Raw genomic sequence first — 22,917 nt, 5'->3', positions numbered from 1 at the left:
AAACAAATGAGAGACGATAGAGTGGTCGAATGGGGGGCTCATGTCTCAGAAGCAGACTATACCCTATACAAACAAGACAATCTTACCAATAGCGTGAGTTTGCAGAAGTCAGATAAAATACGCAGTTATAGTACCAGCTTTTATCTAGCTGACGGCACTTGGTTACGCTCACTACACGGTAGTGGGGATTTTTGGGGCTATGGCAGCGCACCGCTAGGGGGCAATGAGTTCGAGCAGCCATTGCCAGATAAGGTACAAGTTACCTACTTGGATAAGGTAGCCAACCAATATTATCAAGGTGAGCACCTGCTACCCACTGCTAAAATATATGCACTGATGACTAGCACCAATAGAAAGCAGATCGACAGTAATCCAGGATCTGATAGTGCTGATAAAAACTATTATGCCATAGAACTTGGATTTGCTCCCAAGGGCTGGGTAATTGTTTTTGTCACTGGTTGGTCTGGCCGTAAAGAAATTACCTCATTTCAAGCCACGCCTATCGAGCCTGACTCAGCAACCATTGAAGGCGAGAAGATATCTAGCGGTGACGACTACCTTCTTATCGATTACGAATACTACCTAAAAAATAAAGACATTAGCAAAAATGATAACCTTGCTGCTTTCAAGAATAAAAGCCCAAAAGGTTATGAGCAATGGCAATCAGGGGAATGGACGATCTCATCAGAGTGGTACAAGCAGATGCAGACCAAGTATCCTTGGAATCTGTCTATAACCATTGATGGACAAGAGTGGAACGGGGAGTACTACGCTGAATTTGCCAACACCGAAAGGTTTGCGGTACTGGATGACCAATTTGATAAATATAGTAAAGCGCTCAAAGCAGTACCAACTAAGATTATAACTTGGGTAGACAATAAAGGCACTGGTGAGCGCATCGAAGTTGAAGTACATCTATTTCCTAGACCACAGTGGGCAGCTCAAGGTATTGGCAAAGCCTCCTATAGACCTTACTATCAAGATCCAAATTTAAACTATTTTTTCAAATATTTTGATAGTCTGTATCCTAAGCGTTCGCTCGCTACTAACGAGCAACCTGCTAATGCAAATGATTTTGCAACGCTCAAGCTAGATTTTGATAAAGATTTAGTGTTAGAAAGCGCTTATTTACAAAAAGGTAATCAGGAAATATCGATTGAAGGTGCGTATCAGTTCTCACGTACACCAATAGATCCTACACAAGGGCAGTATGTCGCCAAAACTGGTTATCCACAATTTATCACTGCCCCTAAAATAAAAAATTTAAGTGATCCTGCTTTTGTGAATATAAACTAATTGTTTAAGCTAAAAATATTATATCGCAACAATGAACTTGACCATATTTTCCACTGATCGCACTGCTAGCTACCGTATTTGCCTGATACGAAGCGTCAGTTACCATCATTTTGATGGCGCAATACTGGGGTTTGGGTATCAGCGACGTTACTTGACGCTGCTATTCCTTATTGCCCTTATCCCAGTTCTTTATCCTTTGCCAGTAGCACTTACACGGGTCTCACCCAAGCACGTACTGGTGACACCAGTTTATCAGCCTCGTCCAGCTATGACTCCAGTGTCAGCACTGACAATCTACAACAAACCATCACCACCCCCGTCTACTCAGGTATCAGCCCTCATGATGATGGCACCACCCCGCCCCTGCGCTCATTGCAGCTGTCATCGGGTAGCACTCATGGTTGGCAGTTTGCGCTAAGGCTGGGACAGTCGGTGCTGCTTAACCATTGGTATGGCGATATCGACAGTCCTGTGATTAGCAGATTGCTTTATGACGGTATCGGTATGGGCGATGTCGATGACAAAGACATCACCACTCGTGATGCAGGCTTATCTAATCGACATAACTTGCAAGGCGGATCTTCTCCTAGATGGCATGGTGGTGGTTTGGGTCATTCGCAAATTAATGAAGATGATGGACACAGCGGCTGGATATCAGGTATTGCTCAATATGGGCTGACTTCTGAGTCTGAAGTAACCATGAGCTTTGATGATACGCCGAACCAGATAGGACTGCAGTGGTCAGTGAATACTGGGGCACGTGCCAATGCTGAGACACCAACCATCACTTCTAGCGCCACCTTTGCCCCTGATGAGCATATCGTCGCATTGGGCACGTTACGCCATCGCTTTAGCAATCATCAATCAAATGATAGTGGTCAAGGCATCAATGTCGCCACCGATCATGGGCTACAGATCACTGGTGATACGGGGGTGCTACTCTCTACCTTTGATATCAGACACACGCAAACCGAGCATGAGTCGGCGTGGGTCAATGATGCAGGACAGCAGCAGCTTAAGTTAGGCGCTGAGCTGAGCGAGACCTTCAAGGAGGCAAAGCAGGCACACTTGCAATCCACGGCAGCACTTAGCGATGCCAACCAAACGATAGAAGCCTTTAAGACCAGTGCACAAATCATCGATGCGACATTAAATACGGAAGTACTTGGCGCAGCCGATGTCATGTTAGTCAGCAAAGACAGTATCTTAGCGGCAGCCAGCAATACGCTATGGACGGCGAAAACAATAGTCAGGCAATCAGGTGCTACCCAGTCGGATGTGGTGGCGGGCAATTATACGCTGACGGCAAATACGATTGACTCGCTCTCTGGGATTGGTGGTCAAGCCGATCTGTCAGGACTGCATATCAGTGCCAATAGAGAGCCACTGGCAATACAGGCACAGGGCGGTGAGTTGCAATTGCACTCTCAGCAAGGTATGACGATTGGTAGTGAGTCAGGACAGGTAAATGTGTCGAGTCCTAAGCGGATCAAGCTGCAAACGTCAGCAGGTGCGTCGATTACGATTGATGATAGCGGGATTAAGCTGGTGTGTCCGGGAACGATTACCGTGAAGGCGGTGAAGAAGGGTTTGGTTGCGGGTGGCAGGGTTACCGTTAAAGTCTTAGATTTTTTAAGTTCTGATACTTCAATGAGTTACTATTTAATAGATAGTGCGACTGAACGTGTTTTGAAAAACAGACGTTACCGAATGATTAATCCACATAATGGGCATATCACTCTGGGCAAATCAGATAATTCAGGTAAGGTAGAAGAACATCATCCAAATATATTACTTGAAATACTGCCTGAGTTAAGTCGGACTTATACTCAAGATATAGGTGGTAACTTACCAAATATTATAGCTACAGCGGCGCCTAGTCCAGAGAAAAATATTTTAACAGCCAAAGATTTAAACTCTTTAGAAACTATCCTTAAGAACCTAAAAGCAAAAAACTCAACGTTTAAAGCTGATTATAATAGGAGAATAAGTGGAGGTTATAATTTAGATTCAGTTCCTATTGTACCAAATGGGGCTAAATTAGTTAGTTTTAATAAATTACTTAAATTAAAGGCAGGAACTAGCGATAATATGTTTTATAAATCTTTCGATGGTTTTGCAGGTAATGAAACTAACTTTCACAAGACTATTGATATATTAGAAGGAGATCGCTACTTACCTCATTCATATTATTATGTTTACGCTCATGGTAGCAACCGCAGTATTTTATGGGTGAACACAAGAGATCTAGACCCAGTTCAAAGAGCTTTAAACATAACAAAATCAAAGAATCAGTACGTGACTATAAGTGGAAAAACTGAGTCTCAAAAACGTGATGCCATAAATAAATTCTATGAGTTTATTAGTTTAAATGGATATACAGATAGTCAGACTTTAGTTCTTTTATCTTGTAACGTTGGAAATGGTTTGACTAAAACTCTTGGTGAGTATATTGCTGCACATCCAAATATAGGTACAGTATATGCACCAACATCTTTAACTTGGTATAGCTCAGCTGACCCAAGTGTGAGCTCTTATGCTAGATGGATACATCCTGACACAGGTATGAAAACCCTACCAGAAAAAAAGCTGATGGGTCATTTCAGAATCTTTAATAGCGCTACAACAGTACGTAGTAGCAGGTAGGACTTATACTAATGAAAAAATTACTAATTCCATTAACAGCTGTACTTTTTTTATCCTCATGCGAGTCTTCTACAGCAACTAATCAAGGGACAAAAATGAATAGCTCTTATGATCAAGAAATTAAGTTACCAACTGATCGACGCTTAAGTTTTAATGAAGCAATGAATTTACGAGCTAGTGACCTAAATCTTAGGATTTATGACGAAGAAAGAATGGAACTACTGCACAAATATGCTAAAGACCCAAAGGAGATAAATGCTCAGTACGCATGGGCAACATATCAATTGTGGCATGTTGATAACCTTGATGTCGAAACGCAAGGTTATCAAAAAATATTTGAATTAGCGAAAATTGATCATCCTTACGCTTGTGCGGACGTTTATACTTGGAGCTATCAATTTGATAATGATTTTATCAAAAATACCATGAAAATAAATAAAAAAGATATTTTAGCTATTAAAGATAATTGTTTAGAGATTGCCTTAAAATATAACGCCAACTCTATAAAACACACCTTAATTGAAAAGTTTTTTTCTGACTATAGACGTGGAGATGAATATGATGATTACAACATTTTATCTTATAGGCTCATGCAAGATGTAGATAAGCAAGAATTAAATAGAGTCAAAGAATATCTACTCATGTATTTGTTCTCATGGGACAACCAGTTTATGAATAGTATTCCTAGTAACAATTTAGCTAATGGTAATCTAGTGAGTTTCTACCTCCAAATTTTGGCTTATGACCCTTATGATTTTAATGTAACTGAAGCCTGTGCTTGGTTAAAATATTACGATCAGGATTTTATACCTTACCTTAAAGAAAACAACCTTCCAAACTTAAAAATCATTCAAAAGAAACTTGTTCAATCTCTACCTATCTTAAGAGATAAAATTAAAGATACAGAAATTAATATTCAACAATGTCAGTCACGTTATATAGAAATTCGAGATACCAAACGTAACAATGATCCTTTTGAATTAGATTTTAACTAAAAATGTAGTGTGCTCAATAGGTGGCGAAGCATTTGTCAGTATAGAATAAATTGCACAATCAGTTGAACACTATATAATAGATGGCGAAAAGTATAGATCATTTGGAGCTTGCGAAAAATTTAATATTGTTGAAAAACTAGTTTCAAATAGTAGTGACTGCCCTTCAAACATATCAGGTTGTTTTTGCAATAAAACAGAAAAACTACCAATGCAAGCTGGTTTTCTAAGTCATTCTCGTATAATAAAACATCATACTCCTAAGCTTGAAAGAATGAATTACACTCAAAAAATTAAAAAAATAATTTTGCATCGAACCGTCAATAGTTCTGCTCAATCAACATTTAATTCTTTTAATAGAGGGTCAAAACCATATGGTACACACTTTGTTGTAGACAAGGATGGTAAAATTTACCAAACAGCAAACTTGAATAAACTTACTATACACGCTGGTAATGCAAACTCCTATTCAGTAGGAATTGAAGTTGTAGGTATGCCCCTTGATAAGAATGGAAAACCAACAGTTGGACCTGCAAATGGTAATAATGTGCATAGTTGGCAAAAGCTTACTGTAAAACAAACTCAAGGCGTTGCTTGCCTTACCAAGTACCTACTTATTCATTATGGATTGACTCAATCTGATATAGCAGTACATGAAGATGTCGCAGCTAAAACCGAAGGTGAAGGGAGTACAGTATACAATGCTATTAAAGAATATTTATAAGACTGTAGGTATATTATTAATCACTTCGTGTCTATCTGCCTGCCAAGAGGAAGCAGAGGTTTATCAAAATTTATGCGTCGACGCAGACACTACAGTTAAGAACGACGTACCTAAAGAAGGTATTTCATGGTCGTTGTCTATAGATGATTTTAAACATCTGATGTCATTAGTCAAGAAAGAGTCGCAGCGGAACATTTATGTTATGAATTCTATTACAACATGCGAAATGGAATTTGATGATATTGAAGTAGATAACAATGTTTGTAATATTACTTTAAATGCTGGAGCTTATGGTCATGCTGAATGTAGCGATGGCTCCAAATACAGTTTTGGGTGCTACCAAAAAGAATGTGATCAATACTTTCCATTTCCCTTTGTAGACCAAGAAAAAGTTGAAAATGAATCAGCTTTTATTAATCCACCTGAAACCCCTAATAAGGAAGCGTATACCGAAAGTTATAAAAACTATCTCAATAAAATAAATAAGAAACCAGTCAAAGATAAGCTAGCGGTAAAAGTATACTTTATAAACCCAAATATAGATGACTATGTCTATGTTATTCGACATGTAGATAAAGATTCACCACTAAAGAACACTATTCAAGAATACTTGAACGGTTTAACACCAGAAGAGAAAAAACTAGGGTTTGAGTCTAGTAATTTCGGCAATGAAAATTTTACAGTGAAAATTGAGAACCACATCGCTAAGATTCATTTTACTGCTAATGACTTAACTAAAGATTTGAGATCGCCACAGCAAGTGATCGATTTTACAATGGCTATCACTTTAACAGCCGAGCAATTTGATGCTGTTAATGATGCACAGATTTGCGTCAATAATACTTATAATTACGAAATAACTTTTTTTGCTAATGAAGAATCAGTTGATTGTCCCTTTTAACTTTTATTTCAACTATCTACATTTAAAATTAAACCAAAAAAAATCCGACCACATTAAGTGATCGGATTTTTAATATTTGGTGGAGATGGCGGAAACTAAACTATAAACTCAAGTTTTTGATAATAAACAATATTAATAATTTAAAAACAGGCGATACCAACCATAATACCAACAACCGTTTTTTATTTTTCTGTTATTCAGTACACACCTTATCAACTAAAGGTTATTTTGTAATTATTTGCCCTACTTATTATTTAAAAATGTGTGCTTAATAGCTATTCTCTCAGTTTAAGATTATTTTTTGCTTCTGCTTACTCCATAGCTACATCTCTTTCTGCCCAAGCTGCTACTGCTGCTGCCTCCATAGCTGCTTCTGCTTCCTCCATAGCTACGTCTCTTTCTCCCCAAGCTGCTACTGCTGCTGCATTGGACTGTGCCCTAGCTGCTTCTGCTTCTGCCCTAGCTGCGCGTGCATATTCATATGCATCTGAACTAGGTTGTTTGGCTTCAGCTAAGGCATATTCGTTATTGGCATTTGCTATTCCCAAGGAACAAACTGTTAAAACCATAATGCCTGATAGGAATGTAGATAATTGGTTTAATAATCTCATGATATTTACTACCTTAAAGTTAGTTCAAACACGATCACTATATAAGTTGTCTAAATCATTAGGAAAATTTTATTTTTCAACTATATTTTATTTTGTAATTATCAAAATTAGATTTTTAACACATTATCATTAGGGCGTGTTGAACATTCAAATATTAGGGCTGCTGATTGCTAAAATTGTACCAAACTAGGCGCAAACCGACGATAATGTCGAGACCTTAGCTAGGCTTGCAACAACGTTTGGGGTGATTTTAGCATCAGCCTTTTAGGGCAGGACTATTTTTTGCCAATATATGGCGAAATTGTTTCACCTAGAATAACTAGGCCTCAAAAATTTCACTGCATATTGTCTAAAAAATAGTCACTGCCAGCACCACATTTGAATGTTCAACACGCCCTAGTTATCGCGTTTATTTTTACCTATAAACTTCTTGTCTAACAGCGCCCATTTCGTTTCATCATTGCTATCAACCTTAGCTAAAGTATATTGATAACGATTTATAGGGAGGTTATTACCTTCAAAATCGCTTTCTATATTGCTAAAGTCAGATCCAGTAATAAAAAACTTACCTTTTTCGTACTTAACATCTTTAATAAATCTATCATTTATTAAATAGCCATCAGCGTTAATATCAGCTAATATATCTTGTTTATCAACTATAAAAGGTCTGTTGTCGGCAAGTTTTGAAAAAGAAGTCAAATATGAACGATATGTTGAAGCACCACCCCAACATGACCAATCCCCAGACCAGAAAACAAAATATTCAGCATAACCGTCACTGCTTTCAACTAAATAGACATCCTCAATAGTAGTCTGTGCATCACCTGTAAAAGTAGTATAGCAAGCTACTGCTTGAGCAAAATTACTTGCCTGCTTTAAGACTTCTTTCTTTTCTTGCAAAATAGGGTTAGCTTGAGCTGCATAAGATGTAGTTGATAGGATTATTAAACTTGCTACCAATTTGATAAATAGGGATTTACTAAAAAAACTCATATAAACTTCTCCAAAAGCATCTATCATTAGACATAAAAAACGTAAATACTTTATATTAGTACTTACAATTCTGTAAGTTAATGGTAACACTCAAGAAGTTTAAAAAATTATATTTTTCAAGGTTTTTGAATTAAAAGTTATTCAAATTACTCTCCAATAATATCAAAATCCCACCTTTAACCTGCTTTAACTTCTATTTGAAACAGTTTTTTTCTTGTGCGTGTGAATGGTGGCGCTCAGTGCAAAGGCTTACCTAGTACTTGTGGCCAGATGGCTAATTGTGAGCAAGCTAAGCAGGCATTAAAGTGAGGCAATACTCGATTAGATAGAGACAAGGATGGTGTCCCATGCGAATCGATATGCCCAGGTGGTTGATCAATATAGCCGTCTTACCTTCAATTGCATGCTCTCCTACTCAAGACGATAGTAATAAATTTGTTTCTGGTGATGTTCCAGTGCATGATACACCCTACCCATTTACGACATCAGGTGAGATATCCTGCGTTTATTATCCAGATTTTGGTATTGAAGTATATTTTGAACCTGTAGGTCATATTGAAGACTCCTCTATTGGTACGCCGCTGAACAAGGCGGCTCAAATGGCTCTGAAGAAAGATGGTATGACCCCGAACGTGCCTTACAGTATTAAGAAAGGTGCTGACTTGAGTGATGTTATAGGGATTAGACTGAAGGTATGTGATGAGAGGTATGAAGAAGTTTAGAATTTTTAGTAAGCAGAATTGATGACAATAAAAAAGGCATTACATGAATAAATCGCGAATGCCTTTTTGCTTTGCTCGACAAAACTATTTTTTATTTCAATATTTTCAGACCACTAGTTTTGACACCATTACGGCCTACTGTGGCGTTAATGACCTTTTTTGACTTAGTGAAGTGATGATCGCCATTTTTAATGTAAAAATCAATATACTCTTTGAGCTGTTTGAAAGAAGACTCAGCGAAATCTATTTCTTCAACTGTAATGTCCAAGCCTATATCGTATTCTGCCTTTTTTCTAATATCATGATACTTTTGTAGATCTATACCCAGATCGGATAAAACTCTAATTCTTGAGCGCTGCAAGCTCATGTGTATTTTCTGATGAGAACCATACTTAGAGGTTCTTTCAGTTGGATTAGGCGGATAATCATGTTTATCCAACATATGTCCGTTTGAATGAGGATTATCAAATAAGGAGCTAGCGTATAAAAAAGTAGCGTAATAACCACGAATAATCTTTAATCGCTTATGAGCTTCTGCACACTCATAACTCATCTCATCAACTTTTAACTTTTGCTTATATAAATCCTCAATCGTTACCGCCATCTAAGCCACCAACTCTTCATTCATACCTAAATATAAAGCATCTGAGTTTTCAGTGCCATCATGACGGCTTTCATTCTGTTTGAAAAAAACCACAAACTTACCTAGCAGGTCATGACGATCTTTATCAAAAACGTAATCCACAAAATGAGTGGTGAATTCTGAATTTAGGTAAGAAGCTTCGTCTGCGTTGATGTCTAGAAACACCTCAATCTTTAAATACCTGTCTAAACCATTTTCGATACTTAATCTATAGGCTGCCATCTGACGAGTTTTAACAAACAGAAAAAGCTCTAGTTGCTCCATGAATTCAGTGTGTTCGTTGGAAGAAATATCAACTTCATGAAGGTCGTTTTTGATTCTCTTAATATAATCCACAACATCATTCCAACCATTGATAGTACTAATTGCGTTCGATGACTCATAGTAACTAGTATCTAAAGTAACTAGCGAGCTGTGCATCAGGTTTGTACTCACTGCACTATCTCTTTTAGGAGAAACATTTTTCTCGTCAAACAACTTTTTAACTATTTTTTTCACTTCTTCATGACGCCCTAAAAGGTATAAGATCGTAGCATAATTCGACATAATTGTAGGGTGATTAGGGTCAAGTCTTGTGGCATTACTGCAAAATTTTTCAGCAGCTTGGATATTGCCTTTAGCCATTTCTGCCAATGCTTGAATAAGATAATATATAGAGGGCCCACCTTCTTTATTTTCATCTGCCTTCTTTAAATAATCTTTAAGAATTATATTAGTGGCAGGTATCACTATACCTCTCTGTTGAGAGAAAAACTCATCTATAATATCACTAAGAACATTACTCAAAATTTCTTGTTTAGAGTTTTTTGGACGTATTGTCATAATTCACCTTCATTTCATCTGTATTTCTTTGCAGATATTTCAGATGCAAAAAATGTCCCACAGGACACGTACTCTGTATAGGCACACAATGGCGCATCCACAAGCTATCACAAGCTATCACAAGCTATCACAAGCTATCACAAGCTATCACAAGCTATCACAAGCTATCACAAGCTATCACAAGCTATCACAAGCTATCACAAGCTATCACAAGCTATCACAAGCTATCACAAGCTATCACAAGCTATCACAAATAGATGATACCATTGTGGGGTCATTTGTTCAATTTATACAGCATTTATTTTTGTATATGTCAACCCTGTATTTTTCAAAAAATATATATCAATAACTTTATATAACCTAATGCATTGAACCAAAAAACCCGCCATTGTGCGGGTTTTTTTGGCAAATCATTATTTATAATCGTGATTAGTATCGATATCATATTGACTCTCTATATATTAGCCAACACGATTAAGGCTGGTCATAAGGTGGTAACGTATGGCAACGATTGAAACTAATATCGATATTAAGACATTGGAAGCAAGCGGTAAGCGTGGGCATGAGCTCGTCAAATGGGCTTATGAGACATTACGCTACGATGATGAAAAATTGGCCAGAAATTTTTTATTCTGGTCTCTCGCCTGCGACAATATCTCAGATACTAGAATTTTATATCAACTATAGTGCTGTAAAAAAGAGAATTGGTAACGAATTACTTATAACCTCGTCTCACTTCGATAGTATTGAACACGAAAAATTAAAAATAGCTTAATATTACACTTCGTTGTAAATTAGGCAGGTACTATCTTTAATTGATTTTGGGATAATATTAGTTTTTCTTTTCTACGGAGCGAATAAAATGGCGAGTATAACAGGTGAAGTAATTTACGAATGGTACAAAAATGATAGTGATAAAAACGATTTTGGTTCAGATTATGATGTTTCTGATCTTAGAGATGTGTTTTCAGCACAAGATTTCTCATTAGAAGAATCAGGAAAGCGTAGCGATGACTTGTTTATACAAATGTATATCGGATTCATATATCATCCATTTACAAATGAAGAAGGTAAAATATTTTTAGAAGTAGGACTTGATAGACATGGCACAGTAGAATGGGTTGAAGGCCCCAATCCAGAAGGTCCTTTTAGGATTATTGAGAGCAACCTACAAGTCTTAGGTGCAGACTTAAGAGATGATGATTTCGATGATTTTGCTGACGAAAATAATTACTGATTTTCAATATAAAGCCTTATCAGTAAAAAACCCACTGATGCAGTGGGTTTTTTACTGATAAGGCTGACTAAACGCTAGCTGGTACAAACTTTCTTAGATTGACTGATCTTACCATTATTACAAACAAACTTACCATTTTGACAATGCGAAACACCGCCCATGCTTTTAGAACAAGGAGAGTTCTGAGCATTCGCTTGTACGACTGGTGCCATCATAAGCATAGATACTACAAACGCTGACCAAACTTTCATCGCAACCGCCTCAATAATTAGATGACATAAATTCAAAATATATCACTGAGTATTATTTTCAGCAACAAATATCTAACTTATGTTTATAAAAAATTATATTAAGACTATATACTCGCTATAGGGCAGATTTTCATTGATCAATTAGTTTGCTAGTAAGAATACCGTTCGATATCATATCGAATCCTTTCCACTATTCAAAAATGAACAATGATATCACCTTGCTAGCCCCACCAAATAGAGGAAAAATCGCGTTTGAAATCTAACTCCTATCATCTACCATAAGTTTTACAGCTCCAACTCTAACGGCCGTTATCTCTATTCAGCTTTTGGCAGTATAATAATTTACTGCTCCATACAATTATTCCCACGACAGAGAACTACTCCAGCCGGTAGTGAGAAGATCGCTATTAAAAGATACTTCCAGGGTTTGGAGGCATCTTCTAATCGTGCTGTCACGTTAGCGACAATGGTAGGTAAAGTCATTAGATACTAATTTGAATAGTTTGCTGAGGTGTTAATGGATTTAAAATACCTCGGTAGTTTCTCACTACTTCGTTGTATAAATCGCTCACACTTTCACACTTGATAGTTATTACACAAACGAACTCTATCGGCTGTTTATCACTTTCATCTTGACCTTTATCTCTGTGGTGACTAGTTAAGTCAAATACTGGATTAGATAGTGACGTAGCCATGAATCTCACTTCCGCTTTTCTAACACATTCCCATTTAGCACCTTGAGACTTCATTGTATGTTCACTAGTGCGAGACGCCTTGTCATTAGGGAAAAAAGACTTCGCTTTGGGATGTTCACTATTTTCTTCGCTGAAACTATCATCATGGGGTCTAAACACAGCTTCAAAACCTTTCTTAGTATAAGCAGCCGCATACTCAGGATCAACATCAGTTTTAGATACGATCGTGCTCTTTATAGAAACTCTACCCTGGAGTTTAATGTCTTTAATAGGCAACGGCAGTCTTGTAAAGGAACCAACCGCCAAAACATCTTGATAAATAACTGTTACTTCATCATCGTTACATGTAACAGCATAATTAATATCATCATGACATTTGCCCCAGCCCACTTCTTGATGAGTAAAGCTATTCATCTCCGACTGATGTATTAATATTGCTTTTAATGCCATATTTGATACATTAGTACCAAAATTTCCTTTAATAAATGCAGCATGTCTCATTACTAGAGGTGCAGCAAAACTCGTCCCCTGTTGTTTATTAAGGACTAGGTTACCATTATAGAGATCAAGAACTTTAAAAAACTCTTGGTTACTTCCACCAAAGGCAATAATATCAGGCTTAATTACTCCAGGATTTCTACCTGGACCCATAGCGCTATAGGAAGCTCTTTCCCAGACACCATTTGATGAGTTTGCAGCTCCAACACTTAATATATTTACACCATCTGATGGAATTTGAATTCTATTTAAACTACCAAGACTAGAACAGTCACCATTATTACCAGCTGCAACTGTTATTAACACATCGTTTTCAGCAACATATCCGTCGAGTTTTGCAGTCCAGTAAGTAACTTCATTATCATCCACGGAACAATTCGGACCTAAGCTAATATTTACTAAATCAGGTTGTTCTCTTTCCATGTAGTCAACAATATTATCAACTACATCGTATAGGTTAATATCATCCATAGTGACAGGATTAAGATGTTTTTCTCCAAGAACACGGACATGAGTTACATTTGAAATCGGGCTTAGACTATCTGAGCTGTTTATGTGACCAAATAAATAAGCACTTGTAACAGCTAAACCATGCTGAAGAAAATCATCGGTAGGTTGTCCAATCCCATCCATTTCTTCATAATTAATATAGTCAGGCAAATCAAAACTGTCTGGTAACCCACCATCAAACACTACGGCTCTAATATTATCAAATAGTACACTGGTAGGTAGTTCATATATACAATCGTTCATATCTCTCGTTAATGAAGGACGAAAGGGTCTTAAATCAGGCATTTTTCTAAACGCTCTTAGAAAACTAAACTTACCAATGCTATCTAGATTTTTTGCATCGGTAATTATTGGTACAAAGCCTAACTGACCAACGGATCGAGCCTTACCAAAATTATATTTAATACTATCGTCTAGAGTTGCTAAGTAATTAAAAAATCCGGCCAATACAATTTCTGATGCGCCATTATGGAGAACACATTCTATTAAGATATTTTCTTCATCTTCATAATCAGTAATATCACCTTGAAACTTCTCTGTACTAGAGTCTATATCTAGTTGCTCAAAATAACAAATCGTCTTATTTAACTCATTTTCAGTTAAATCACCAATATTATTTAAGAAGTTTTCGAGATTAAAAATTGATGATTTTATATAATATATATCTGTCAAAGACTCATCATCAGGTACTTTTTTAGTACCCCAATTATCAGGTTTAACGTGCTTGGGCTTACTTCCAACTGCTATGAGATTTTGAGCTTCAAAGAAATTTTGAGGATGATCACTTTTCGATACATATCTTGGATGTAAAGTCACAGAAATAATAGCTTCATCATTGGGCTTGGCTATCTCTGGAAGTTCAGCTATATTATTAATAACTCTCTCTAACTGACCAAAAATTCTTTCTTTAGCTTCTTGAAAGCTGTAAGGGCGATTTTTAGGTCCACCACCACTTTTAATAACTGCTTGAGAGATTAATTTCTCTCCACTTCCAATTAAAAAGTTACTATCTCTAGCCATGATTAATCATCCTTTAATTTCTTATTAGTATTTAACTATTATCTAAATTTTACCTAGCTCATATATTTGACAACTATTCTAAAAAAATCCGTTAAAATTAATGCAAACCTTTAATGTTGATTAGCTGCAGACTGTAAGTTCTTAAAGCATTTTACTTAGCGTGGGCCTGCTAATTCCCGTAATCTTACTTACTTGTCTTTGACTAATATTTTCTTTTAGCAAGTCGATGGCTAAATGCTTCATTTTCTCCTTATTAGTTTTGTCTATACTCTTATCTACTTCTTCTATATATTTATGAAGTAACAAATCCAACGGAGTATCTGATAATACAGAATTTTTTCTGAAAAACTTTATCTTTTTATCAATATTAGCGTAAGTCTCGCCAACAAACAAAATACTCAAAATAGGAATAATCGATTTATCATCAATGTACTTACTTAAATTAAACTTTAAAAATTTATAAATATCATCATAACTGGGATTTGGAAAAACTACAGTCTTATTGAATCTACGCCATACTGCTGGATCTAAAAGCTCCTCATGATTAGTAGCAGCAATTAATAAGCCATCATTAGGCCAGTTTTCAATTTCTTGTAATAATACAGTCACTAGTCTTTTTAATTCACCTATCTCACTATTATCATCACGTCGTTTTGCGATTGCATCAAATTCATCTAATAGAAGTACAGCAGACTGAGACTTAGCAAAATCCAGTACTGTTCTAATATTATTACCTGTTCTACCCAGATAACTACTCATCACTGCTGACAAATCAAGTACGTAAAAGGGTTTATTCAGCATTAGTGCTAGCCAAGCAGCTGCCAATGTTTTCCCAACCCCCGGCGCTCCTACGAATAATAATGACGTTATGGGATCTAGACCAGCTAGAACTAGCTTTTCTTCGAACTTTCGCTCTTCAATTACTTCGTCAAGAGTCTTCTGTACTTCATCAGGCCACTTAGTTTCTGGAAATACTTGAGAAGTAACGGATGTTTTTATTAATTCAAGCCTGCTGTCTTGATCTACTGGTAGAGGTTTTTTAGAAAACCTAAGACTTTTCGTTACACCCACCCCTCTATTTTTTTTAATTATATTTAAAATCTTATCATTCAAATCTGGATGATGCTTAGCAATTTTCAATAGATTTTGTCGGGCGAATTTAGAAGCATTGTCACTATCACCTACCAAAACCAACTCAGCCAAAGTCAAAAATCCATCATAATCATTCATAATTTACCACCTATATCTCAACAATAACGACATTTTAGGTCATAGTGGTAAATTTTACAATAAAATAATAGTTAAATTTTACCACCAAGCATTAATAACTTTTTTTCCTTATGAAACCTCATGCTTTATGAAACTCAAAGTATGTAGTAATGTTGGATGTTTCAGCTTTAGGTCATTACTTATATCAGAAACCGGTTAGTAGGCTATTAAAATTTTTCAGGTCCTAATATGATCAGAAGGGAACAAATCTACCTGATGCAGCGGTGAGTGATGTCGATGACAAATTTAGATCCTTATTAAAATTTGAGAGTGAATAGGTACATTACTCGAAGTTATGCGCTGCGTCTGTCTCGCATAGATCATAGCAATGCCGACCTAAATACCTCCACTTGAACGCGCTTCTTGCTCGCCAACACTGCTCAATTTTGAGCACACTTTAGTAGATCTCGATATTCTCAATCTGAGGAAGTCTAAGACCACTCATCATGACGATGAACGCTATGCGCGTTTAAAACGCTGATGGGTACGGTGATGAAAGGTGGACTGTGCCGCCAATACTTCCCAACGACCTAGAGCCTTGGGTATTTGTCATTAAGTCGTAAACCCGGTGAGCATTAGGCCACTAGTAAAAAACTTGTAGTTGCTGATAGAGGATTACCTTCTTCACACCCTATGATTTGACTACCCAACTTTAGGCAGTGCCATTACTTCATACTTTGCATCCAGTTGTGGATGGATTGCAGCCAATAGCATCAGGTTGCGCCTGCTGGCAAGTAATTGCATCTTGATCAGACTTGAAATCCAAGCAAGAGCCATTCCCGAAACTTGGGGAGTGACAAGTACCAGGACTAAGATTTGCTAATAGCCCTAGCAATGTCGGGTGATACTGTTGGTCTAGGTCTCGTTGGATTTACGATACCCTATAAAGCATGGTTAACCTTATGCTTGTTGGTGAATGCCTCACCTACTCCCTTGGCTGCCTGTTCTAATATTTTTGCTACCAATGGCATGTTTTTAGACTCCAAAGCCTCTAGCACCATTTCATCACGCATCTTTAACCTGTAAGCCTTATTGGCTATTGGTATAGAGCTGATTTCATCATTGAAGTTTTTGCGGTGCTGTACGAATAACACTTGCCACTTATCAGATAAACTAACTCCGGACGCTTTCTCAGGATTATACTTTGCAACTTGTTACCTAGTAGCAATAAGCCCGTCAAATTCTTGCTTGACGGTATACACTACCTCGGAAGGGGTCATATAGGTGGCAAGCCCTCTGACGATATAGGCTTTAACCTTAGTGTTCAGCGCTGCCGTAATGCCTCTTCGTATCTCTAAGTGAACCTAAATCCTGCATAATTTTTAACTCACTGCTATACTTTTCTATACTCAATTTCGGTGTGGGTCTCAACAGTTGATAACAGGTAGCTTGCTGTCATTTGAAATGCGAGCAAGATTGGATGTTAAGAATTTTACGTTCTGCTCCTAATAATCTTTCCATCAAGTTCATATATTCGCAAATTATCTTATCGTACGTGGTTCGGTGCATTCCTTTTAAACATGACGGACAGTTAAGCCAATGACGGCGACCTCCATAATTGTACTAAAAGGGTCTAGTACCTCTTTGCAATCTCTACAGGTTATTGACCTGTTAGACCTATCGATACTTATGATGTTGTGCTCGCACGAGGTAATAACTTCGTATTCTTTTTTCTCAAATTTGATAATACTCATACTATCAACCCCCGTAGTCCGGCACATCGTCCAAGTCATTCATCATTGGTATGTAATTGGCAAAGCGTGCATATTGCCCCTCAAAGCCCAGCCTTACGGTTCCAGTTGGTCCGTTTCTACTCTTGGCCAAGATGATCTCTGCCGAACCATCGAGCTTGGCGCTACCGCCCTTCTCTTTCTGCTCGTAGTAGTCATTACGGTAAATGAAAGTGATAAGGTCAGCGTCTTGCTCAATAGTGCCTGAATCGCGTAGATCAGACATGATCGGGCGCTTATTTGGGCGCTTCTCAACATCACGGCTCAACTGAGACAGCAAGAACACTGGGCAGCCAAACTCATGCCCCAATGCTTTTAGCGTGCGAGTGACCTTGCCGATATTATCAATCTTGTACTGTCCATCAAGCCCGCCCATTATCTGCAGGTAATCAATACCAATCGCAGATAGCTTACCGCTAGCCTCACGCTTGATGCAGTTCAAGTGAGTGCGTATCTTCGCAATGCTGATATCCTTTTCATCCACGATGATTAAAGGCATGCTCTTTTGATCTGAGACAAAGCGATGCATCCGCGCCCACTCATCCTCACTTAGCTGACCTTTTCTGATAGAGGTAAGCTCAACCTTAGCCTCGGCGCTTGCTAGCCTGTCCATGACCTGCTCTTGTGGCATCTCTACGCTAAAGAATACCGCTTCACCTTCTCGGTAATTGGCGATATGTGCAAGCCAATTCATGACTAAGGCAGTCTTACCCATTGACGGACGAGCAGCGACCACGACCAAGTTTCCAGCATCAATCATCATCAAGTTATCAAGCTCTGGGAAGCCGGTAGAGATGAAGTTGTTAACACCATCTCTAGCAGCCGCGATACGTTCAATCATTCCGTCCATCAAATCACCTACTCGAGAACAACTGTTGTCAGTGTCACCCACTTCAAGGTTGGCAATGGCCCTCATAACCTCGTTGTTAACCTCAATGGTCTGATTGTCACCTTCTTCAAGCTTCTGTATGCCATACATCATTTGAGCAATAGACTGACGACGAATTGAACGGCTTTTTACTAGCTGGGCATGACTGCGTAAGCTATTGGACGTAATACTTGGTACTAAGCTCATTTGAGCAAAGTAACCGGCTGGGCAACATTCTTCATTGAGCTGGTTACGCTCTTCGAGAAGATCCGCTACCATAACCTCGTCATAAGGCTTGCTGTTCATTGCCAAATCACTGATTGCTTGATAGATAACCTGATGCCTTGCAGCTTCAAAGTCCTGAGCAATAACAACGTCGCTGACTTTATCAAACGCACCCTCCTTGCCAAGCAGCTGATTAAGTACACACTGCTCAACTTGGATAAATCTCTTTTGATCATTAATCATCGGGCGGCTCCTGCAATCTGAATGTCTGACGTTTGAGTTCTATAGCTACCCCAATCGCAATGCATCACCAATAGGTTTTGCTGTAATCGGTCCCATGCTCTATCGCCTAAGAACTCACGTAGGCCCTTAATGTCCATATTGGTGGTTATGACTGTCGGCGCTCGGTTGTAACGTAAGGCGATTATCTGGGCAATGCGCGCGCGGTCTTTTTCGTGACCGTCGCCCGCTCCCAAGTCATCAATAATCAGCAACTCGTTTGCCGCAAGCTCCTGAAGGTAATCATATTCACTCACCTGGTAATTACCCCAATGACCTCTTGCCTGTGCGCCAATATCAAAAGACGTTATCAATTCACAAGTGTGATCATAAAAATCTTGTTGGTTATAGCTCTTAAACTCGCTCGCTAGCGCCTGCTCTTTGACCAAGTAATGATTGACCGCTATTGCATTGGCCAACATCGTCTTGCCTGTCCCAGTAGGCCCCAAAATAACGATGTTGCGCGAGTGACCGTCGATAGCCTTACTATATTGCTGCAGCTGGGTAATCTTAGCGCGCTGGTCATCACCTTTTAGTGAGTCATACCGCCATTCGCTAAACCGTCCCATATTCGCGCTCACGCCCTTGTTTTTCATTTTAACTATCATTAACGCTCTCATGATACTGCGGTCTGTTTTAAGGCGCTCTTCGTTGTCACGTACGCGCTTCTCTTCGTTACAATGGCAGCAATTAACCTTGCCTGCTATTTCTCTATGAGCTGTCTGACCGTGTATGTCGCACTCAGCCAATACCTCACGCATCACCGTAGCCCCTAACTCAATCCGCGATAACTCTTTAATAATTTTCATTAGGCGCTCCTGTTCTGCTAGATAGCCCATCCAAAGGGTCGTAGTCTGGATTTTCATACTTGGTATTTACATCCATACTGCTGTAAGACGGCTTTGACTGCTGATTGCTGCTTGATTCGTCAACAATGATGTCGTCTAGCCAGCCTTTTTGGTTCAGATAGGTATAAGGGTCTTTGCGAAACTTCTTAGTTGGTGTTGAAGCAACATACGCTGGCAAGTGCTGCATGATCTGTTCACGTATCTTGTCACTAAGAGACTCCCACTTAACTTCGCATTTATCCTTAGCTACTGACTTGGCATAGGTCTTCCAGAAAAAATCAAAAGGAATGTTCAGGGATTTCTCACTATCGCCATTAGTATTAGTTACTGGTTCTTGGTTCTTGGTTATTGGTTCTATTTTAGTCGTGCCACTTGCGTCCGCGAGACGTTCCCGAGACGTTCCATGTGCGTCACCTTTTTGGAAGCCTTTACCTACCTGACAATGTTCAGAATAAAGGGCGCGCAAATCATCCATCTTTATATTAAAATCAGGTACAACGCCTACAGTACGTAGCCTAGCAAACATATCGCGCCTATCATCTCTATATCGCCGCTTACGTTCATTGGCGGCATCCTGCTTCTTAGCTGCTTCTTTATCTCTAGCTTTATAACCGACTATCTCTCTATCACAGCGGCCATTCATGTAAATACCGCCTTCTTCTTCAAAAAATTCATTGAGGACAAAATCAAGAGCGGTCTTCTCTGCGTCACTGTGACAAAGTAAGCGTCTCTGGAGACGTTCCAAGTCCGTTCCATCTAAAGGACACTCATTGTCGTAGTACATTTCAATGCAATCACGATAGACAGAACGCTCAAGACGCCCCAAATGCCGCGTAGCATTATTAAAATCCGCTATATGGTGTGGATAGTAGTGCATCACATACCCCCTGATTGGCTGGTCGTCAAAAACCATATTGACGTAGATTTATCAGCTTGAACGGGTGCAATCTCGCAGACAGTTATGCTATTATCATTTTCGTGACGTTTAACCACTGATCTGAATGATGTCAGCTTGGCTGCTAGTCTTTGCCGTGGAGTTAGCACGAAAGTATTTATCAGTTCCAAGAAGCCTGAGCGAATCGCTCGGGCTTTTTTGTGGCTGTTCGTTTTACGAGGTGTGGTAGTCATGACTCCCTCCATGCTTGCTTATTTTCTTGCGGCATTGACTGGAAGGTTGGCGCGCAGAGTGATACTTTTGGTAGTGGTTCTTGCGCTTAGCGTGCTTACGGCTTTGCTTTGGTGGGTAGGTTTTCATTATTTACCCTCCTTGCCGTAACGAGTCGTTGCTAGGGTTTCTTTGATTGAACCTAACTGGTTGTTTAATAGTTCGAACCACGTCACAGTAGCATCATGCGTTAAGCGTGCCATCGATATAGCGGTGTCAGCTTCTATTTTTTCATAGTGAATGAGTGCTAATAGCTTGCCAATGTCACTTATGACAATAGCTGTACCTTCAATGTCACAAGCGATATCTGACAAATCAAAGGCTGACATAACAACAACTTCGTCATCATCTGCTTCGGTTATGTCTATTACTGTGCGTTGTTTGATTTGGGCACTGAGAGAACCACCATACAAGGTGTTTATTGCTTGCTGATTAGCGGGTGTGTTGTGGTATAGGCTTGGCTGAAAATCGCCTGTTTCGCGGTCACTGGCTCTAACAAAGTAACCGTTACCATCATAGTAGAAATAACTACCTTCAAATTCTAGCGTCAACTTATTACGTTTACCATACGGATCATTTGTTAGCAAGAAAGGGCTATTGCTTAATGACGGGCATAGAACGCTATCACCTGCCTTGAATGTGGCTGGTGTGCTGTTGGTAGTGGTTTGGGTATTTGAGGTCGTGCGAATTGAATTACCCATGATGGATAGCTCCTAACAAGTTTTGAGTTAATATCATGCTATACAGTAAAGGTATAGGGTGACAGGTCTTACTCTCGGTCTTGTTAGAAACCGCCCCGCATATTCTTCCGAAGACTATTTTATTTTGCAGCGTCAACCCGTCATAGTCGGTCGGTGAAGTGTTCACCTTAGATATGAGGGAGTACTCCCTTGAGTCGCTTAAGTGCGCTCTTAGGATGGTGCTTGATCGTATAGTGACAGCTTGAGAGGCTGGGCTATTATCAGGCACAAAAAAAGCCAATAAATAACGGCTGGCTTGTCCACTAACGTTTTTTGAGAGTACTCCATGACAACGCTTTTTATAATTTGTTGTAAGGCAGTTAATACCAAAACCATTGGTATTTAATTTATGACAAGCAAATGCGATCATTGCCGAAAACGGTGCAATTACTTTCGAGCAATTAGTCAAAAAACGGGTAATATCCGGTGTTACATCAGAAAATAAAAACTTCGGATTTGCGCATGCCATAGCAAAACTTATAATCCGGTCAATTGTGATCGAAATACTATTCATAAAACTCAAATTCATACCATTAATACTCAAATTTGAGTGTTTATAGCTATAATTTGAGCTGTGGTTAGGTTTTATATCAATTTTGATGTAATTAGTCATTAATGATTAACTCCCCTATACTTGCGCTTATGTCAGCCAGTCGCGTTGATGCTTCACGGACACCCTCATTCATGCCAGCATCGGTAAGACGCGCTAATATAGCCATCGTGCCCAAACCGTTAGCATTACTATCAATAGATTGCTTTATTTGCTTAATGTAGTCATGAGCAAGCCATGTACCGCTAATATCCGCTCTATCGGGGTGTGGTTTGACATTGGTGGTTGCCAGCTTAACGCTCATAGCAATATCTGACACTTCCATCGAATAGTCGTCAATCTGATCGGCTTCTGCGGTACCTTCTATGTCGGCAAGCTGCGCCAATAGGTTAATAGCCTTAGCATTCGTGGTGAGGGCTCTTAAGAGATTGTCGATATAATCGTGTGGTAACCATACGCCATCGTCAGCATTAACAGCAGCCAAAGCAGCGTGGTTGACACGGTGCTCCTTCGTCACTTCGTTTATGCTGGCAAGAATGCCATCATCTTTATGAGTAACATCGTCGCCCGTTCTATGAACATTGGTAGGCGTATCAACCTGAGTGCTCACGTACCTGGCACGCTCTTTGTTTTCAATCCAATAGAGGCTGAATCGCTTACCATTCTTAACCATAATCTTACT

The 22,917-nt window shown here is 38.8% G+C and carries 22 protein-coding genes and 2 pseudogenes; 9 read left to right on the top strand and 15 right to left on the bottom strand.

Annotated elements, in window-relative coordinates; all coding sequences use genetic code 11:
* Positions 1-6 precede the first annotated feature (6 nt).
* From AK822_RS04845 to AK822_RS04825, 5 genes are all read left to right on the top strand, one after another.
* Positions 7-1,296 (top strand): DUF2931 family protein, encoded by a 1,290-nt coding sequence (locus AK822_RS04845; RefSeq protein WP_060490764.1) that lies wholly within the window; start codon positions 7-9, stop codon positions 1,294-1,296.
* A gap of 432 nt (positions 1,297-1,728) precedes the next feature.
* Entirely contained in the window at positions 1,729-3,942 is a 2,214-nt protein-coding gene (locus AK822_RS04840; protein WP_060490763.1) for a DUF2345 domain-containing protein, read from the top strand.
* Between the two features lie 11 nt (positions 3,943-3,953).
* A complete protein-coding gene (locus AK822_RS04835) occupies positions 3,954-4,937 on the top strand; it encodes a hypothetical protein (protein ID WP_060490762.1) in 984 nt (327 codons plus the stop codon).
* 208 nt (positions 4,938-5,145) lie between these two features.
* Positions 5,146-5,658 (top strand): peptidoglycan recognition protein family protein, encoded by a 513-nt coding sequence (locus tag AK822_RS04830; protein ID WP_060490761.1) that lies wholly within the window; start codon positions 5,146-5,148, stop codon positions 5,656-5,658.
* 202 nt (positions 5,659-5,860) lie between these two features.
* A complete protein-coding gene (locus AK822_RS04825) occupies positions 5,861-6,559 on the top strand; it encodes a GerMN domain-containing protein (RefSeq protein ID WP_157292358.1) in 699 nt (232 codons plus the stop codon).
* 311 nt (positions 6,560-6,870) lie between these two features.
* Here the strand turns inward: AK822_RS04825 and AK822_RS04820 are convergent, their stop codons facing one another.
* Positions 6,871-7,170 (bottom strand): hypothetical protein, encoded by a 300-nt coding sequence (locus AK822_RS04820; protein WP_060490759.1) that lies wholly within the window; start codon positions 7,168-7,170, stop codon positions 6,871-6,873.
* A gap of 396 nt (positions 7,171-7,566) precedes the next feature.
* Positions 7,567-8,163: a hypothetical protein gene (locus AK822_RS04815; protein ID WP_060490758.1), complete on the bottom strand. Its 597-nt coding sequence runs from the start codon at positions 8,161-8,163 to the stop codon at positions 7,567-7,569.
* Positions 8,164-8,493: 330 nt separating this feature from the next.
* Between AK822_RS04815 and AK822_RS15255 the strand changes: the two are divergent.
* Together AK822_RS15255 and AK822_RS04810 are read left to right on the top strand one after the other, a co-directional pair.
* Positions 8,494-8,538: pseudogene (locus tag AK822_RS15255) on the top strand (hypothetical protein); the annotation flags it as partial.
* Positions 8,523-8,885, top strand: a complete 363-nt coding sequence (locus tag AK822_RS04810; protein ID WP_087945684.1) for a hypothetical protein — start codon at positions 8,523-8,525, stop codon at positions 8,883-8,885. The pseudogene AK822_RS15255 and the gene AK822_RS04810, both read left to right, overlap by 16 nt.
* 91 nt (positions 8,886-8,976) lie before the next feature.
* On the opposite strand, the gene AK822_RS04805 is transcribed toward AK822_RS04810, so the two are convergent.
* Entirely contained in the window at positions 8,977-9,489 is a 513-nt protein-coding gene (locus AK822_RS04805; RefSeq protein ID WP_060490756.1) for a hypothetical protein, read from the bottom strand.
* Positions 9,490-10,350, bottom strand: a complete 861-nt coding sequence (locus AK822_RS04800; protein ID WP_060490755.1) for a tetratricopeptide repeat protein — start codon at positions 10,348-10,350, stop codon at positions 9,490-9,492.
* Between the two features lie 501 nt (positions 10,351-10,851).
* Here AK822_RS04800 and AK822_RS04790 point away from each other — a divergent pair.
* Both AK822_RS04790 and AK822_RS04785 read left to right on the top strand, forming a co-directional pair.
* The gene (locus tag AK822_RS04790; protein WP_060490753.1) at positions 10,852-11,037 is read left to right on the top strand and encodes a hypothetical protein; all 186 of its coding nucleotides are present in this window, start codon (positions 10,852-10,854) and stop codon (positions 11,035-11,037) included.
* A gap of 175 nt (positions 11,038-11,212) precedes the next feature.
* Entirely contained in the window at positions 11,213-11,587 is a 375-nt protein-coding gene (locus tag AK822_RS04785) for a hypothetical protein (protein WP_060490752.1), read from the top strand.
* A gap of 74 nt (positions 11,588-11,661) precedes the next feature.
* Here AK822_RS04785 and AK822_RS14995 read toward each other — a convergent pair whose 3' ends face one another.
* The 11 genes and pseudogenes from AK822_RS14995 to AK822_RS04740 all read right to left on the bottom strand — a co-directional run bounded on the left by AK822_RS14995 (position 11,662) and on the right by AK822_RS04740 (position 22,908).
* Positions 11,662-11,838: a YdcA family protein gene (locus tag AK822_RS14995; RefSeq protein ID WP_167541666.1), complete on the bottom strand. Its 177-nt coding sequence runs from the start codon at positions 11,836-11,838 to the stop codon at positions 11,662-11,664.
* Between the two features lie 482 nt (positions 11,839-12,320).
* Positions 12,321-14,561: a S8 family peptidase gene (locus AK822_RS04780; RefSeq protein ID WP_060490751.1), complete on the bottom strand. Its 2,241-nt coding sequence runs from the start codon at positions 14,559-14,561 to the stop codon at positions 12,321-12,323.
* A gap of 141 nt (positions 14,562-14,702) precedes the next feature.
* Entirely contained in the window at positions 14,703-15,791 is a 1,089-nt protein-coding gene (locus AK822_RS04775; RefSeq protein ID WP_060490750.1) for an AAA family ATPase, read from the bottom strand.
* Between the two features lie 920 nt (positions 15,792-16,711).
* Positions 16,712-17,098 (bottom strand): annotated as a pseudogene (locus AK822_RS14635) (DUF2280 domain-containing protein).
* 430 nt (positions 17,099-17,528) lie between these two features.
* On the bottom strand, positions 17,529-18,896 hold the full coding sequence (locus tag AK822_RS04770) for a replicative DNA helicase (protein WP_060490749.1): 1,368 nt from the start codon (positions 18,894-18,896) through the stop codon (positions 17,529-17,531).
* A complete protein-coding gene (locus tag AK822_RS04765) occupies positions 18,893-19,741 on the bottom strand; it encodes an ATP-binding protein (protein ID WP_060490748.1) in 849 nt (282 codons plus the stop codon). The genes AK822_RS04770 and AK822_RS04765 overlap by 4 nt, the downstream gene beginning before the upstream one ends.
* Positions 19,728-20,657, bottom strand: coding sequence for a YdaU family protein (locus AK822_RS04760; protein ID WP_060490747.1), 930 nt, complete (start codon positions 20,655-20,657; stop codon positions 19,728-19,730). The genes AK822_RS04765 and AK822_RS04760 overlap by 14 nt, the downstream gene beginning before the upstream one ends.
* Positions 20,657-20,908, bottom strand: a complete 252-nt coding sequence (locus tag AK822_RS14830; RefSeq protein ID WP_060490746.1) for a hypothetical protein — start codon at positions 20,906-20,908, stop codon at positions 20,657-20,659. Before AK822_RS14830 ends, AK822_RS04760 begins: the two co-directional genes overlap by 1 nt.
* A 126-nt stretch (positions 20,909-21,034) precedes the next feature.
* Positions 21,035-21,646, bottom strand: coding sequence for a hypothetical protein (locus AK822_RS04750; protein ID WP_060490745.1), 612 nt, complete (start codon positions 21,644-21,646; stop codon positions 21,035-21,037).
* A complete protein-coding gene (locus AK822_RS04745) occupies positions 21,639-22,298 on the bottom strand; it encodes a hypothetical protein (RefSeq protein ID WP_060490744.1) in 660 nt (219 codons plus the stop codon). The genes AK822_RS04750 and AK822_RS04745 overlap by 8 nt, the downstream gene beginning before the upstream one ends.
* Positions 22,291-22,908 (bottom strand): hypothetical protein, encoded by a 618-nt coding sequence (locus tag AK822_RS04740; RefSeq protein ID WP_416202331.1) that lies wholly within the window; start codon positions 22,906-22,908, stop codon positions 22,291-22,293. The genes AK822_RS04745 and AK822_RS04740 overlap by 8 nt, the downstream gene beginning before the upstream one ends.
* Positions 22,909-22,917: the final 9 nt, after the last annotated feature.

The organism is Psychrobacter sp. P11F6, from assembly GCF_001435295.1.
Lineage (GTDB): Bacteria > Pseudomonadota > Gammaproteobacteria > Pseudomonadales > Moraxellaceae > Psychrobacter.
This window is presented reverse-complemented; position numbering and strand designations above follow the sequence as displayed.

Bases quoted from the DNA above. Each gene is read 5' to 3' on its own strand.
- AK822_RS04845 (WP_060490764.1), top strand. From the start codon at position 7: ATGAGAGACGATAGAGTGGTCGAATGGGGGGCTCATGTCTCAGAAGCA.
- AK822_RS04825 (WP_157292358.1), top strand. From the start codon at position 5,861: ATGAATTCTATTACAACATGCGAAATGGAATTTGATGATATTGAAGTA.
- AK822_RS04800 (WP_060490755.1), bottom strand. From the start codon at position 10,350: ATGACAATACGTCCAAAAAACTCTAAACAAGAAATTTTGAGTAATGTT.
- AK822_RS04835 (WP_060490762.1), top strand. From the start codon at position 3,954: ATGAAAAAATTACTAATTCCATTAACAGCTGTACTTTTTTTATCCTCA.
- AK822_RS04770 (WP_060490749.1), bottom strand. From the start codon at position 18,896: ATGATTAATGATCAAAAGAGATTTATCCAAGTTGAGCAGTGTGTACTT.
- AK822_RS04780 (WP_060490751.1), bottom strand. From the start codon at position 14,561: ATGGCTAGAGATAGTAACTTTTTAATTGGAAGTGGAGAGAAATTAATC.
- AK822_RS04760 (WP_060490747.1), bottom strand. From the start codon at position 20,657: ATGCACTACTATCCACACCATATAGCGGATTTTAATAATGCTACGCGG.
- AK822_RS04830 (WP_060490761.1), top strand. From the start codon at position 5,146: ATGCAAGCTGGTTTTCTAAGTCATTCTCGTATAATAAAACATCATACT.
- AK822_RS04765 (WP_060490748.1), bottom strand. From the start codon at position 19,741: ATGAAAATTATTAAAGAGTTATCGCGGATTGAGTTAGGGGCTACGGTG.
- AK822_RS04820 (WP_060490759.1), bottom strand. From the start codon at position 7,170: ATGAGATTATTAAACCAATTATCTACATTCCTATCAGGCATTATGGTT.
- AK822_RS04740 (WP_416202331.1), bottom strand. From the start codon at position 22,908: ATGGTTAAGAATGGTAAGCGATTCAGCCTCTATTGGATTGAAAACAAA.
- AK822_RS14830 (WP_060490746.1), bottom strand. From the start codon at position 20,908: ATGACTACCACACCTCGTAAAACGAACAGCCACAAAAAAGCCCGAGCG.
- AK822_RS04815 (WP_060490758.1), bottom strand. From the start codon at position 8,163: ATGAGTTTTTTTAGTAAATCCCTATTTATCAAATTGGTAGCAAGTTTA.
- AK822_RS14995 (WP_167541666.1), bottom strand. From the start codon at position 11,838: ATGAAAGTTTGGTCAGCGTTTGTAGTATCTATGCTTATGATGGCACCA.
- AK822_RS04785 (WP_060490752.1), top strand. From the start codon at position 11,213: ATGGCGAGTATAACAGGTGAAGTAATTTACGAATGGTACAAAAATGAT.
- AK822_RS04745 (WP_060490744.1), bottom strand. From the start codon at position 22,298: ATGACTAATTACATCAAAATTGATATAAAACCTAACCACAGCTCAAAT.
- AK822_RS04775 (WP_060490750.1), bottom strand. From the start codon at position 15,791: ATGAATGATTATGATGGATTTTTGACTTTGGCTGAGTTGGTTTTGGTA.
- AK822_RS04750 (WP_060490745.1), bottom strand. From the start codon at position 21,646: ATGGGTAATTCAATTCGCACGACCTCAAATACCCAAACCACTACCAAC.
- AK822_RS04790 (WP_060490753.1), top strand. From the start codon at position 10,852: ATGGCAACGATTGAAACTAATATCGATATTAAGACATTGGAAGCAAGC.
- AK822_RS04810 (WP_087945684.1), top strand. From the start codon at position 8,523: ATGCCCAGGTGGTTGATCAATATAGCCGTCTTACCTTCAATTGCATGC.
- AK822_RS04805 (WP_060490756.1), bottom strand. From the start codon at position 9,489: ATGGCGGTAACGATTGAGGATTTATATAAGCAAAAGTTAAAAGTTGAT.